This window comes from Gammaproteobacteria bacterium, from assembly GCA_034522055.1.
Taxonomy (GTDB): domain Bacteria; phylum Pseudomonadota; class Gammaproteobacteria; order JAABTG01; family JAABTG01; genus JAABTG01.
Genome location: JAXHLS010000006.1, coordinates 1,054,158 through 1,067,562, shown reverse-complemented (window position 1 = coordinate 1,067,562; position 13,405 = coordinate 1,054,158). Strand labels below are relative to the sequence as shown.

Below are 13,405 nucleotides of genomic sequence, written 5' to 3'. Positions count from 1 at the left end.
GCGACGATTTTCCTTAGTTTTTACTCAGGCTCCCGTGAGGATCCTGTCCCCATAGCGACCGTCCGGCGGGCAATAAGGTTTCAAAACCACGATAATGAATCACAAGATGCCGGGCGGAGTCCTGGAAGTCCTTCCCCTGGCCCGTGCCAGGGACCTGCGGGCGTTCCTGCGGGTGCCTCAATACATCCATGGCGACGATCCGGCCTGGATTACGCCCCTGCACCTGGAACGCCGCCTTCATATGAGTGCGCGCAATCCCTATTTTCGCCACGCCGAGTGGCAAGGCTGGCTGGCCGTGCGTGACGGTCGCCCGGTGGGGCGTATCAGCGCCCAGGTGGACCGCCTCCATCGCCAGCACCATGGCGAGGATACGGGACACTTCGGTTTCCTGGACGGCGTGGACGACCCGCAGGTCTTCGCGGCCCTGTTGCAGGCCGCCGAGTCCTGGCTGGCGGCCCGCGGCACCCGGCGGGTCACGGGGCCCTTTAGTTTCTCCATCAACCAGGAGTGCGGGGTGCTGGTGGAGGGCTTCGAGCATCCGCCGGTGGTGATGATGCCCCATAACGGGGCGTGGTACGACCGCCATCTCGAAGATCGGGGCTATGAGGGTGCGGTGGACCTGCTGGCCTACTGGATCCATACGGATTTCGTCCATCCCCGGGCCATGGAGGCGGTGTTGCGGCGTTTCTCCCGGCGGGTTCGCGTCCGCACCCTGCGGCGCCGCGAGTTCAAGATGGAACTGGCTACGTTACGGGAGTTGTTCAACGATGCCTGGGCGGACAACTGGGGCTTCGTGCCCTTTACCGAGGCGGAATTCGACGACCTGGGCCAGACCCTCAAGCTCCTGTTGCCTGACGATCTCATCCAGATCGCCGAACTGGACGGCGAGCCCGCGGCATTCGTCGTCGCCATGCCGGACCTCAACCACGCCATCCGTGACCTGAACGGTCGCCTGCTGCCCCTGGGATGGGCGCGGCTGCTGTGGCGCCTCGGGGGTAATCGTCCCCGCCAGGGCCGGGTTCCCCTCATGGGGGTGCGGCGAGAACATCAGCACGGGCCCCTGGGGGCGGCCCTGGCCATGGGGGTGATCGCGGCGGTGCAGGCGGCCCTGGTGCGGCGCGGCATCAGGGGGGTGGAACTGTCCTGGATCCTGGAGCACAACACCGGCGTGCGCACCATCCTCGAATCCTTTGGCGGTCGGATCTACAAGCGCTATCGGCTCTACCAACGGCATCTTCCCGGGCCGGGACCGGGCGGTCCGGTGACGGCGTGACGCCCTTTGCGGCCCTGGTCCTGGCCGGCGATCGCGGTCCGGGGGATGCCGTGGCGGGGGCGGCCGGCACGCCGTGCAAGGCCCTGGCCCCAGTGGCCGGGGTGCCGATGGTGCTGCGGGTGCTCGACGCCCTGGCTCGCAGTGACGGCGTGGGGCGGGTGGTGCTGTGCGGCCCGACCCGGGACGCCGTCATGGGATCTGCTGCCTTGCAGGGGCGTATCCGGCCCGGGGTGGTGGACTGGGTGCCGCCGGGTACGGGCCCGAGCGCCAGCGCGATGGCCGGTCTGGGCCTGATCGGTGGGGCAGATCCGGTACTCATCACCACCGCCGATCATGCCCTGCTGGGACCCGCGCTGGTGGATGACTTTCTGCGCCTGGCGGCGGCGTCGGGGGGCGATGCGGTGGTGGGCCTGGTGAGACACGAGCGGGTCCGGGCGGCCTTTCCGGACACGCGCCGTACGGTGACCCGGTTTCGCGATGGCGGCTTTTGCGGCACCAACCTGTTCGCCTTTCCCACCCCTGCCGGGCGTCGGGTGGTGGGCTACTGGCAGGGTGTGGAGTCCCGGCGCAAGCGCCCGTGGCGCCTCATCGCCGCGGCCCTGGGGCCTCTCGCCCTGATGCAGTATGGCCTCGGATGGTTGTCGGTGGAACGGGCCATGGCGCGCCTGTCACGCCATCTCGAGGTGCGGGTGAGGGCGGTGGAGTTGACGGCGCCGGAGGCCGGCCTGGATGTGGACACGGTGGCGGATCTGCACCAGGTGGAGGCCACGCTGGCGCGTCGCGGCGTTGCCCCGGCGGGCGGGCACGACGCGTCTCCGCAACAGATCAGCGACGAAGCCGTACGGGCGCGGGGGACCTGAGAAAACGCTGAGAAATTCAGCCTGTCGAGTGGCGCAGGGAGGTGTCCAGGGCAAAGTCGTTCTAAATTTCGCAGGGCTATGCGGAACGGATCTCTCGCCAAGTCCGAAGAAGGCCAGTCGAACAAATTGAACAATCGAACAATGTTCAGCCCGCGGCGCCGGCGCTCATATCGCTTTCGGCACCCACCAGGGCCTCCATGTCCGCCAGATCCTTGGGGAAGTCCAGCTCGGCCCAGCGCAGGCCGGCGATGGAGCAGGTACCCACCGCGCCCGAGCGGGCGAGGGAATTGATGACCCACAGGTACCAGCGCCGCAGTCCCGTGGGGTCCCGCACCGCATCTTCCAGGGCATTGGCGAAGATGGCGGGACCGGCGTCGCGAAACAACACCATGCCGATGGATTCGCCGTTGGCCTGGGAGGGCGTGAGGTCCTTGCCGACGGCCTGGAGGCGGTCGCCGTCCAGTTGTACCTTCATGTCATCGTCGTCGTAATGGGCTTTGTGGTCCACCGCCAGGATGATGTCGGCCCGGGGGGAATTGAGCACGCGGGTCAGGACGCCGGGTTCGAACAGGGTGTCGCCGTTCAGCAGCAGGAAATCCTCGGTCATCTTGTCGCGGGCCATCCAGCAGCTGCCGAGATTGTCCGCCACTTCGAAGAAGGGATTGAATACGGGTCGTACCCGCTCGCTGCCGTAGCGCCGGGCCAGCAAGGTTTCCACCTCGGCGGCGCCGTAGCCGAGCACCGGATGGATCTCCTCCAGTCCGGCGTTCAGCAGGGCATCGATCTGCCGTTCGATGACGGTCTTGCCGCCGATATCGAGGGCACACTTGGGGCAGCCGTCGGTCAGGGGCCGCAGACGTTTGCCCTGGCCTGCGCTCAGTATGACTACGCGGCGGACCGTGGAGGAGATGAATCGATTCATGGGACCTTGTCGTCGGGATGCGTTACGGCGCGACGCCGGAAGGCCGCGCCTGGGGTTGTCGGTATTGTCCGCAAACAAAATATCATATCTTAATACGGTTCTTAATACGGTGAGCCCACGAGTACTATTCTCCGCGCGGTCCGGGGCGGCGCGCCCGCCGTCTGCGACCCCTTCCCTTCGCCCTCTGCCATGCCCCGCCTGATCGATCGTTACGTCATTCGCGAGATCGCCGTCGTCTGGTTCGCCGTGGCCGTGGTGCTCACGATCCTGTTCGCGAGCTTCAGCTCCATGCGCTTCATGGCCGAGGCGGCCAGCGAGACCCTGAGTCTGGAGGCGGTGTTCCAGCTCGTGGGTCTGCGTACCCTGATCGCCCTCGAGGTACTGCTGCCCCTGGCCCTCTACCTGGCCGTAGTGATGGGCCTCGGGCGCCTGCACAGCGACTCGGAACTGGTGGCCCTGCAGGCCGTGGGGGTCGGCGAGGGTCGGTTGCTGGTGGCGGTGGCCTGGCTCGCGGTACCCCTGGGGATGGCCGCGGGGGCCTTGGCCCTGGAGGTCCGTCCGTGGGCCTATGACATGAGTTACGTCCTGGAGGCCCGGGAGGAGGCCGAATCCCTGGTGGACCGTGTGCGTGCCGATCGTTTCGAGAGCGACGGGGACGGTGAGCGGGTGATCCATGCCCGGCGGGTGGACGCCGCCGCGCGCCGCCTCGAGGAGGTCTATATCTACCGGCGTGACGGCGAGCACCGGGACATCTTTCTCGCCCGCAGCGCCGAGCAGCCGCAGCCGGTCCCGGGCAGGCCTTCCACTCTCGTCCTCGAGCAGGGCAGCGCCTATCGCTTCGAGGCCACGGGGCGCACCCGCCTGGTGTTGCGTTTCAAGCGCCTGACCCTGCATCTCGAAGAGACGGAAACCGTGCTGGGTTACAAGCGCAAGGCGGCGCCCACGGCCGAACTCGCGGACTCCGATTCGCCCCATGATGTGGCCGAGTACCAGTGGCGCCTGTCCCGCCCCGCCGCCACCGTGCTGCTGGCATTGCTGGCCGTGCCCCTGAGCCGTTCGGCGCCGCGGCGCGGGCGCTACGGGCGGGTTTTCCTCGCCGTGGTGGCCTACGGCGTGTACTACAACCTGGGCAGCGTGGCCCGTACCTGGGTCGAGCAGGGCGCAGTGCCGCCGCTGCCCGGCCTGTGGTGGCCTCACGCCTTGCTGGCGCTGGTCCTGGCGGTGGTCTACCGGCCGCGCAGGGGGCGCCCATGACGCTGCTGGATCGCTATCTGGTGGGTGCTCTGCTCATGGGCACGGGGTTGGCCGCGGCGGTGTTGCTCGGCCTGTTCGGGTTCATGGATCTGGTGGAGCAGCTGGAGGACGTGGGGGACGGCAGTTTCGGCACCCTGGACGCGGCCTGGCAGACCCTGTTGGCCATGCCCCGCCGCCTCGCCCAACTGCTGCCCTTCGCGGCCCTCATGGGCGGTATCGCCGCCCTCGGCGGACTGGCCAACCACCAGGAGCTGGTGGCCATGCGGGCGGCCGGGTTGTCGGTGCGTCGTCTGGCGGTAACGGTGGTCGAGGCCGCCGTGGTGCTGGTGGTGATCCTGGTGGCCCTGGAGCAGTTTATTGCCCCGACCCTCGATTACACCGCCCTGGAGGCGCGCAATCGGGCCATGGGGGACAGTGGCGAGACGGGACGTGACTGGTGGTTGCGGGACGGCCACGTGATCCTGCGCATCGGCGACATGCGCCACGGGCGGGTGCCCGCGGACCTCGAGTTGATGGAGCTCGCCCCCGATATGGCCCTGGCGCGCTTCGTCCACGCCGGGCATGCGGACATCATCGCCGAGGACCTCTGGCTGTTGCGCGATGTGACCGTCAAGACGTTCTCTGCCGGCGCCGAGCCCCGTCACCAGCATACCCTGGAATGGCGTCCCCCCACCGGCATCGGCCGCATCACCCGCCTGCAACTGGCGGCAGAGAGCCTCGCTCCCCTGGAACTGTTTCGCTACATCGCCTACCTGGAGGCCGCAGGGCGCCCGTCGGGTCAGTACGCCCTGGTGCTGTGGCAGAAGCTGGCGGCGGCCATCAATACCCTGGCCATGGCGCTTCTGGCCCTCGGTTTCGTGTTCGGCACCCCGCGCAGTGGCCTGGGCGCGCGCCTGTTGCTGGGGGCCGTCACCGGCATCTCGTTCTTCCTCCTGGCCCAGCTGGGTGGGCAGGCAGGGCTGGTGGTGGGTTTGGCGCCGGCGCTGGTGACCCTGGGTCCGGCCCTTGCGATGCTCGCTGTCGCACTCCTGGTGCTGCGCCGCCAGGGGCCGGGCTGAGGGCCTCAGGAATTGGCGGAAACCGCTGGTGCGGCGACCTCGAACTGCCAGGATGGACCGTCGCGCGGGGTGGCGGAGGCCGCGTCGAGGGTCCGGCAGCGCACGTCGATACGCCAGCCACCCGCCATGCGGCTCAGGCGGTAGAGGTGATAGGCGGCAGCGCGCCCGTCCCGTGCATCCTGCGCCGATGCCGAGGGCACGCCGATGACGGGGATGGCACCGGCGGGCCCGGGCAGGTAACCCCGTGTGCTGCGGTGAGTGTGGCCATGGAGCACCAGTTCGGCGCCCCGGCGGGCCAGCACGTCGGCGAAGGCGCCGGCATCGTCCAGACCGCAGCGGCGGCTCACCACGCCGGCCATGGGGGGGTGGTGAATAAGGACCACCCGGGACAGGCCCTCGCGGCCGGCGGCCTCCAGTATGTGGTCCAGGGCCGCCAGCTGGCCGGGACCCAGGCGCCCGCTGGCCAGCAGGGGTGCCGTGGGCAGGGCGCTGGAGAGGGCGATCACCGCCACGGGACCGCGCCGGCGCAAAAAAGGAAAGGTGATGGAGCCGTCGTCTCCCGTCATGTAGGCCTGCCACAATCCGAGGGTGGCCAGCCGGGGGGCGGGCGCGTAGGTATCGTGGTTGCCGGGGGTGACGGTCACCGCCGCGGGCTCGCCGCAGCGGCCCAGCCATTCCCGGGCCTGGCGGTACTCGCCAGGGGTGCCGATCTGGGTGAGGTCGCCGGTGATGACCAGGTGATCCGGTGCCTGGCGGTGGATATCCGCCGTGAGGCGTTCCAGGACCTCCGGCAGGTGGATGTGTCGCCGGTGCCGATGCCAGGACAGGTAGCCCAAAAGCCGCTTGCCGAGCAACTCCGGCCACCGCACACCGTCCAGGGTCGTGAGGTGGGGATCCGACAGATGAGCGAGAGTGAAGGTTTCGCCGCCAGGGGCTTCGGTTATGCGGGGGGCCATGGAGTGATTATACTCGCCGCCCTCGAGGGGTCGTCGTTCGGACATCCCCAGGTCCTTAGGAAGGTTCCTGAGAATATGATCGTCGACATCATCGGAGACAGCGAGGTGCGGTTATGGGGCCTCGGCGGCCAGGAGCGCCTGCGGCGCACCCTGGCGGCGTTTCCAGAGGTGCGTCTTGCGGATGCCGGCGGGTCGGTCCCTGAGCCCGGGACGGCCCTGGTCCTGCGGGGGGATCATCACTTCGATCCCCGGGTGGTGCAGGCCCTGGCGGCGGGTGATACGCCCCTGCTGTTGGCGGGCGAAGATGGTGTTCCGGTGGCCGCCCGGGGCCCGGCCGGGCAACTGTCGACCTTGCGTTCCGCGTTGCAGCAAGGCCATACCCCGGCGTTTGCAGATATCCCCGTGGTGGGGTCCAGGGATCTGGTGGGGGGCTACGACGCGAAGCTGCTGAGCCACAGCCCGCCCCGGGTGCAATCCATCTCCGCCACCAACGCCCCGTGGCTGGAGCGGGAACTGTTTGCCGGCGCCTACAAGGGCGTCACGGATGGGGTCACCAAGTGGTTGTGGCCGGCCCCGGCACGGGCCGTCACCCGCTGGTGTGTGGCTCTCGGCATCCAGCCCAACCATGTCACCGTCCTCAGCCTGGTGCTGGCGGTGGTGGCGGGGATCGCCTTCTATCAAGGTGCCTTCGGCGTGGGACTGCTGGCGGGCTGGGTCATGACCTTCCTGGATACGGTGGACGGCAAGCTGGCGCGGGTGACCGTCACCTCCAGCCGCCTGGGCGACATCCTGGACCACGGGCTCGACCTGATCCATCCACCCCTGTGGTACCTGGCCTGGGGCCTCGGGCTCGCCGCCTCCTGGGACCTGACCCCGGGGCTTCAAGCCACCCTGGTACTGATCTTCGCCGCCTATCTGGGGGGGCGCCTGTGCGAGGGCGCCTTCCATCCGGGGCTGGCCCCCTTTTCCATGTTCGTGTGGCGGCCTTTCGACTCCTTCAATCGTCTCATCACCGCGCGGCGCAATCCCAACCTGATCCTGTTGACCGTGGGCTGGGCGGCGGGGCGGCCGGACCTGGGGTTGTGGGCGGTGATGGCCTGGCATGTGCTGTCCACGGGGGTGCTGGCGCTGCGCCTGGCCATGGCCCTGGTGGTGCGCCGGCGGGCCCCCCTGGACTCGTGGCTGAGCCGGGTGGGGCCGGGCCGCGGGCCCCGGGACCTGGCGGTGCGCACCTTCACCCGCCTGGGCGATGATGGTGGCAGGAGCTGAGGATACGGCGGGGGCCCCGGACCCCCTGCGGGCGGTGGTGGCGGCCCAGGCGGCCGCCCCCTTTTCTGAGGATCTGCACCACGTGACAGCCGCCCTCCGGGGGCGTTTCGGCGCCAACCTGGCGGGGGTGCTGTTCTACGGCTCCTGCCTGCGCAGCGGTGATCCGCGGGATGGTCTTGTGGATGCCTACGCGGTGGTGGATGGCTACGCCGCGGCTTACGACAAGCCATGGCTGCGGTGGGTCAACGCCTGGCTGCCCCCCAACGTGTTCTATATGGAGTGTGCCACCCCCCAGGGGCCCATCCGGGTCAAGTATGGGGTGCTGTCCCTGGCGGATCTGGAACGCGGCGTGGGCCGCTGGTTCCACTCCTACCTGTGGGGCCGCTTCGCCCAGCCCGTGCGTCTGGCCAACGCCCGGGATGGGGCCGCCCACGCCCGTCTGGAGAACGCGTTGACCACGGCGGTGCGCACCTTCATCACCCACACGGCGCCCTGTGTGGAGTCTCCCTTCGAGGCCGGCACCCTGTGGCGGGTCGGGCTGGAACTAAGCTACGCGGCGGAACTGCGGCCCGAGGACCGGGGTCGCGCCGCGCGCCTGGCGGAGCTGGAGGCGGCGGCCTGCGCGGCCCGCACGGCCGCCGCGGCCGCGGGGCCCGCGCCGCTCCTCGTGGCGGTGGGAGAGGGGGTATATCGCCAGGGGCCGGGAACGACCCTGAGCCGGCGTGGCTGTCGCCGCCGCTGGTGGCTGCGGCGCTGGCAGGGCCGGTTGCTGTCCCTGGCCCGCCTGATCAAGGCGGCCTTCACCTTCCAGGGCGGGGTGGACTACGCCGCCTGGAAGGTAGAGCGCCATACCGGCATGGCGGTGCCGGTCACGGCCGCCATGCGGCGCCACCCGGTGGTGTTTGGCCTGCGCACGGTGTGGCGGCTGCTGCGGGCCCGGGTGCTGCATTGAGATTGGGGTTGGACAGCGCCCACGAACGCGGAGGATCATGGTAATCATGGAACAGACGGCGAATCCACCGCAGAAAAAACGTCACCGCCCCAGCCAGCGTGCGGGTGGGCCTGTGGGTCATCAAGCGTATCGAGCGCTTCCTGGAGCGCCAGTCCCTGGTGGGCACGGCGCCCTTCCTGGACAACCGGGACTTCCCCTGGACCCGCGAGCTGGAGGCACGCTGGCGGGTGGTGCGGCAAGAACTCGAAGGGGTGATGCAGGATCCCGAGCGCCTGCCCAGCTTCCAGGAGATCTCCAGGGACCAGACCAACCTGACCCAGGATGACCGCTGGAAGACCTTTTTCCTCTACGGCTACGGCTACAAGATGCCCGGCAACTGCGCCCGCTGTCCCGAGACCACCCGCCTGGTGGAATCCGTGCCCGGCATGATGACGGCCTTCTTCTCCATCCTCGCCCCGGGCAAGCACATCCCCCGCCACCGCGGGCCCTACAAGGGTGTGGTGCGCTGTCACCTCGCCCTCATGGTGCCGGAGCCCCGGGAGCGCTGCCGCATCCAGGTGGGGGACGAGGAGGCCCATTGGGAGGAGGGCCGCTGCCTGGTGTTCGACGACACCTACAAGCATGCGGTGCAGAACGACACCGACGGCACCCGGGTGGTGCTGTTCCTGGACGTGCGCCGGCCCCTGGCCTTTCCCGCCTCCGCCCTCAACCGCCTGGTGCTCGCCCTCATCCGCTGGTCTCCCTTCATTCGCGACGCCCGCCGCAACCAGCAGGCCTGGGAGCGCCGCTGGGGGGATTGACGGACCTCAATTGCGCGCCGGGCGGCTTATGTCAGATTAACGGTCTGGTGGGCCATCCGGTCCTGCGCCATCCGGCCCACCAGGGTTGTCTGGAATCAGACGGGAGGATGCTTCATGGCGGATGACATCAGAGACAGGGCCGGCGGTAGCGGCCGCCGGGGCGGGCAGAAGTTGAGCCGCCGGGCCTTCATCAAGTCCTCGAGTATGGGCACCGTCGCCTTCGCCATGGGCCCCGGTGCCTACGCCGCCGGGCAGGCCGGTGCGGAAGAGGGCTCGGAGACCCGTCTCGAGGCGGGCGAGACGGTGCCCATCACCCTCGATATCAACGGCCGCAGCGAGCGCCTGCTGGTGGAGCCGCGCTGGAGCCTGCTGTTCGTGTTGCGGGAACGCCTCGGGCTCACGGCCGCCAAGATGGGCTGCGAGCGGGGCGAATGCGGCTCCTGTACCGTGCTCGTGGACGACGTCCCGCGCTACGCCTGCCTGACCCTGGCGGTGGAGGCCGTGGACCGGCGCATCGAGACCGCCGAAGGGCTCATGGACGGCGAGACCCTGGGCCAGGTGCAGGCCAGCTTCGTCAAGGAGGACGGCCTGCAGTGCGGCTACTGCACGCCCGGCCAGGTGATGGCGGCGGAGGGGCTGCTGCGCAGGAATCCGTCCCCGGGGCGGGAGGAGATCCGCCATGCCATGAGCGGCAACCTGTGCCGCTGCGGCGCCTACGCCCATATCTTCAACGCGGTGGCCGACGCCGCCCGCCACAGGAAGAGGTGAGCCATGGCAGAGGAAGGAAAAGGCATCGAAGGCCAAATCCCCTTTACTCAGGCCCCCGACGCGGGCGCCGCAGGCGAGGCCGAGCCCTGGGGGGAGCGCACCCGGGTGGTGGGGCAGCGCCGCCCCCGGGTGGATGGCTATGAGCGGGTGAGCGGGGCGGCCGTATTCCCCTCGGACGTGGTGCTCCCCGGCATGGTCTACGGGGCCATGCTCGGCAGCCCCCACGCCAACGCCCGGGTGAAGTCCATCGACACCGCCGCCGCCGCGGCCATGCCCGGCGTCTACGCGGTGATCAGCCGCAACACCGGCGACGCCAATCCCGCCTGGTCGTACGGCGACGGCCATCAGGGCCGGCTGTTCGAGGACCACTGCCGCTTCGAGGGCGAGGCGGTGGCGGCGGTGGCCGCCGACTCCCCCTACCGGGCGGCCGACGCCCTGCGCGCCATCGCCGTGGAGTACGAGGAGCTGCCCTTCGTGTCGGACGTGGCCCGTGCCCTGGATGACGACGCCCCCGGCGTCCATCCCGACGGCAATCTGGCGGGCGAGTCCGACGATGCCCGGGGCGACGTGGAGCAGGGCTTCGCCGCGGCCGACGTGGTGCTGGAGCGCAGCTACCGCGTGGAGAGTCAGATGCAGACGCCCCTCGAGCCCCATGGCTGCGTGGCCCGCTGGGACGGCGATCGGCTTACGGTGTGGGAGTCCACCCAGGGGGTGTTCGCCATCCAGGGCGAGCTGGCCGAGGTGCTGGGCCTGCCCCTGGCCCGGGTGCGGGTCATCGGCCACTACGTGGGTGGGGCCTTCGGCTCCAAGCTGCGCACCGACAAGTACGCCGTGGCGGCGGCCCTGATGGCCCAACGCATCAATCGGCCGGTGAAACTGTTCCTGACCCGGGAGCAGACCCTGCTCACCCAGGGCAACCGGCCGCCCACCCTCATGACCCTCAGGGTGGGGGCGAAGAAGGACGGCACCCTGACCGCCATCCACTTCGAGGGTACGGGGGCCAGCGGTGCCTACCGGGCCGGCGGCACCGCCCTGCTGGACTGGATCGCCAAGGACCTCTATCGCTGCCCCAACGTGCGCACGCACCTGAAGGACGTCTATATCAACGCCCAGCCGGCCCGTCCCTTCCGCGCCCCCGGCTACGTCCAGTGCTCGTGGGCCATGGACCAGATGATGGACGAGCTGGCGACCGAGCTCGCCATGGACCCGGTGGCCCTGCGGCTGAAGAACATCCCCGGCGGTTCCCAGGCCCGCGGTGACAAGCCCTACACCACCGACGGCCTGCGGCGCTGCATCGAGGAGGGGGCCGCGGCCTTCGGCTGGCAGCAGGCCAAGGCTTCCGGAAACGGCGAGGGCCATGTGCGGCGCGGCGTGGGCATGGCCGCCGCCAACTGGTTCGTGGGCGATGGCGGCCCGCCGGCCACGGTGATCCTGCGCCTCTACGTCGATGGCACCGCCAACCTCAACATGGGGGCCTCGGACATCGGCACCGGTACCAAGACGGTGATGGCCATGGTAGTGGCGGAGGAGTTCGGCATGGGCCCCGACGCCATTCAGGTGGAGCACGCCGATACCGCCACCACCCAGTTCGCCACCCCCTCCGGGGGCAGCAAGACGGTGCCCACCGAGGCCCCCACCGTACGCCGCGCCTGCCTGGCGGTGAAGGACCAGCTCATGGACATGGCCGCCGCCCAGTTGGGACGCTCGCGCGAGGAGATCCGCTTCGCCGGCGACCGCCTGGAGACCACCGACGGCCTTGAGGCCGTGGCCATCACCGACCTCGATGCCCTGAAGAATCAGAAGGTGGTGGTAGGGGTAGGGGAACGCCGGCCCAACCGCGACGACGTCAGCATCACCCCCTTCGCGGCCCAGTTCTGCGAGGTGGAGGTCAATACCCGCACCGGCGAGGTGCGCCTGCTGCGCATGCTCGGCACCAACGAGAGCGGGCGGGTCATCAACCGCCTCACCTGGGACGGCCAGGTGGTGGGGGGAATCACCATGGGGGTCGGCTTCGCCCAGACGGAATCACGGGTGCTGGACGGGCCCACCGGCAAGCTGTGCAACAAGAGCTGGCACGACTACAAGCTGCCCACCGCCCTGGACGTGCCTGACGAGGTGGTGTCGGCGCCGGTGATGCTGAACGACCGGGAGGCCAACATCGTGGGGGCCAAGGGCCTCGGCGAGCCGGTCACCATCCCCACCGGTGCGGCCATCGCCAACGCGGTGTACGACGCCGTGGGGGTGCGCATGTCCGACACGCCCATCAACCCCGAGACCCTCGTCGCCCGTATCCATCACCAGGAGGGCCAGCCATGACTGCGCCATTCGCCTACGTGCGGCCGCGCTCCGTGGCCGCTGCCATCTCCAGCGCCGCAGCCGACGGGGCGGCTGTCCATGCCGGCGGCACCGATCTGCTGGGCTGCCTGCGGGACGGCGTCTACGCCGTGGACACGGTGGTGAGCCTGGCGGATATCGAGGGCCTCGCGGGAGTGCGGGAGGGGAAGGACGGCGGCCTCGCCATCGGTGCCATGACCACCATCACCGCCCTGGCCGAGAACCCCATGGTGGCCGGACGCTACCCGGGCCTCGCCCAGGCCGCCGCGGCCGTGGCCAGCCCCCAGCTGCGCCATCAGGGCACCGTGGGCGGCAACCTGTGCCAGAAGCCCCGCTGCTGGTACTACCGCGGCGACTTCCCCTGCCTGCGCAAGGGCGGCTACAGGTGCTTCGCCGTGAACGGCGAGAACCAGCACCATGCCATCCTGGGCGGGGCCCAGTGCTTCATCGTCCATCCCTCGGATTTGGCACCGGCCCTCATGGCCCTCGATGCCGCGGTGATCATCGACGGTCCCGACGGCACCCGGCGGGTCCCGGTGGCGGAACTCCACGTCGCCCCCGCGGACGATCCCACCCGCGAGACGGTGCTGGAGGCCGGCGAGATCATCACCGAGGTGCGCATCCCGGCGCCGCCCCCCGGCCTCTACAACAGCTATCGCAAGATCCGCACCCGGCGCTCGTGGGACTTCGCCATCGCCGGCTGCGCCCTGGCCCTGACCCTGGAGGACGATACGGTGGGGCAGGCCCGGGTGGTGCTGGCCGCCGCCGCGCCGGTACCGTGGCGCGCCACGGCCGCCGAGGAGGCGCTGCGCGGCAATCCCCTGGACGAGGCCCACATCCGCGAGGCCGCCGACGTCGCCATGGCCGACGCCGTGCCCATGACCCACAACGCCTACAAGGTGCCCCTCTTCAAGGGCATGCTCATGGAAGAACTCGCCAGGGCCCGTCCCCGCTAACCC

At 69.7% G+C, this 13,405-nt stretch carries 12 protein-coding genes; 10 read left to right on the top strand and 2 right to left on the bottom strand.

The genetic code is table 11. The features are described 5' to 3' along the window. Positions 1 to 106 precede the first annotated feature (106 nt). Positions 107 to 1,273: an N-acetyltransferase gene (locus tag U5S82_23715; GenBank protein ID MDZ7754574.1), complete on the top strand. Its 1,167-nt coding sequence runs from the start codon at positions 107 to 109 to the stop codon at positions 1,271 to 1,273. Further along, entirely contained in the window at positions 1,270 to 2,133 is an 864-nt protein-coding gene (locus tag U5S82_23710) for a nucleotidyltransferase family protein (protein MDZ7754573.1), read from the top strand. The genes U5S82_23715 and U5S82_23710 overlap by 4 nt, the downstream gene beginning before the upstream one ends. Before the next feature lie 145 nt (positions 2,134 to 2,278). Here U5S82_23710 and U5S82_23705 read toward each other — a convergent pair whose 3' ends face one another. Then, positions 2,279 to 3,055 (bottom strand): phosphocholine cytidylyltransferase family protein, encoded by a 777-nt coding sequence (locus tag U5S82_23705; protein MDZ7754572.1) that lies wholly within the window; start codon positions 3,053 to 3,055, stop codon positions 2,279 to 2,281. A gap of 189 nt (positions 3,056 to 3,244) precedes the next feature. Between U5S82_23705 and lptF the strand changes: the two genes are divergently transcribed. Both lptF and lptG read left to right on the top strand, forming a co-directional pair. Continuing rightward, positions 3,245 to 4,309 (top strand): LPS export ABC transporter permease LptF, encoded by a 1,065-nt coding sequence (lptF, locus tag U5S82_23700; protein MDZ7754571.1) that lies wholly within the window; start codon positions 3,245 to 3,247, stop codon positions 4,307 to 4,309. After that, positions 4,306 to 5,367 (top strand): LPS export ABC transporter permease LptG, encoded by a 1,062-nt coding sequence (gene lptG, locus U5S82_23695; GenBank protein MDZ7754570.1) that lies wholly within the window; start codon positions 4,306 to 4,308, stop codon positions 5,365 to 5,367. The genes lptF and lptG overlap by 4 nt, the downstream gene beginning before the upstream one ends. 5 nt (positions 5,368 to 5,372) lie before the next feature. Here lptG and U5S82_23690 read toward each other — a convergent pair whose 3' ends face one another. Beyond that, entirely contained in the window at positions 5,373 to 6,368 is a 996-nt protein-coding gene (locus U5S82_23690; protein ID MDZ7754569.1) for a metallophosphoesterase, read from the bottom strand. Positions 6,369 to 6,398: 30 nt separating this feature from the next. Between U5S82_23690 and U5S82_23685 the strand changes: the two genes are divergently transcribed. The 6 genes from U5S82_23685 to U5S82_23660 all read left to right on the top strand — a co-directional run bounded on the left by U5S82_23685 (position 6,399) and on the right by U5S82_23660 (position 13,402). Next, positions 6,399 to 7,592, top strand: coding sequence for a CDP-alcohol phosphatidyltransferase family protein (locus U5S82_23685; protein MDZ7754568.1), 1,194 nt, complete (start codon positions 6,399 to 6,401; stop codon positions 7,590 to 7,592). Next, on the top strand, positions 7,579 to 8,544 hold the full coding sequence (locus U5S82_23680; protein ID MDZ7754567.1) for a hypothetical protein: 966 nt from the start codon (positions 7,579 to 7,581) through the stop codon (positions 8,542 to 8,544). The genes U5S82_23685 and U5S82_23680 overlap by 14 nt, the downstream gene beginning before the upstream one ends. Before the next feature lie 98 nt (positions 8,545 to 8,642). Next, a complete protein-coding gene (locus tag U5S82_23675; GenBank protein ID MDZ7754566.1) occupies positions 8,643 to 9,344 on the top strand; it encodes an aspartyl/asparaginyl beta-hydroxylase domain-containing protein in 702 nt (233 codons plus the stop codon). 114 nt (positions 9,345 to 9,458) lie between these two features. Next, on the top strand, positions 9,459 to 10,112 hold the full coding sequence (locus U5S82_23670; GenBank protein ID MDZ7754565.1) for a (2Fe-2S)-binding protein: 654 nt from the start codon (positions 9,459 to 9,461) through the stop codon (positions 10,110 to 10,112). Between the two features lie 3 nt (positions 10,113 to 10,115). Next, positions 10,116 to 12,428: a xanthine dehydrogenase family protein molybdopterin-binding subunit gene (locus U5S82_23665; protein MDZ7754564.1), complete on the top strand. Its 2,313-nt coding sequence runs from the start codon at positions 10,116 to 10,118 to the stop codon at positions 12,426 to 12,428. Then, complete coding sequence (locus U5S82_23660) at positions 12,425 to 13,402, top strand: FAD binding domain-containing protein (protein ID MDZ7754563.1); 978 nt, start codon at positions 12,425 to 12,427, stop codon at positions 13,400 to 13,402. The genes U5S82_23665 and U5S82_23660 overlap by 4 nt, the downstream gene beginning before the upstream one ends. The last annotated feature ends 3 nt before the right edge of the window (positions 13,403 to 13,405 follow it).

Bases quoted from the DNA above. Each gene is read 5' to 3' on its own strand.
- U5S82_23715 (MDZ7754574.1), top strand. From the start codon at position 107: ATGCCGGGCGGAGTCCTGGAAGTCCTTCCCCTGGCCCGTGCCAGGGAC.
- U5S82_23705 (MDZ7754572.1), bottom strand. From the start codon at position 3,055: ATGAATCGATTCATCTCCTCCACGGTCCGCCGCGTAGTCATACTGAGC.
- lptF (MDZ7754571.1), top strand. From the start codon at position 3,245: ATGCCCCGCCTGATCGATCGTTACGTCATTCGCGAGATCGCCGTCGTC.
- lptG (MDZ7754570.1), top strand. From the start codon at position 4,306: ATGACGCTGCTGGATCGCTATCTGGTGGGTGCTCTGCTCATGGGCACG.
- U5S82_23690 (MDZ7754569.1), bottom strand. From the start codon at position 6,368: ATGTCCGAACGACGACCCCTCGAGGGCGGCGAGTATAATCACTCCATG.
- U5S82_23685 (MDZ7754568.1), top strand. From the start codon at position 6,399: ATGATCGTCGACATCATCGGAGACAGCGAGGTGCGGTTATGGGGCCTC.
- U5S82_23670 (MDZ7754565.1), top strand. From the start codon at position 9,459: ATGGCGGATGACATCAGAGACAGGGCCGGCGGTAGCGGCCGCCGGGGC.
- U5S82_23665 (MDZ7754564.1), top strand. From the start codon at position 10,116: ATGGCAGAGGAAGGAAAAGGCATCGAAGGCCAAATCCCCTTTACTCAG.
- U5S82_23660 (MDZ7754563.1), top strand. From the start codon at position 12,425: ATGACTGCGCCATTCGCCTACGTGCGGCCGCGCTCCGTGGCCGCTGCC.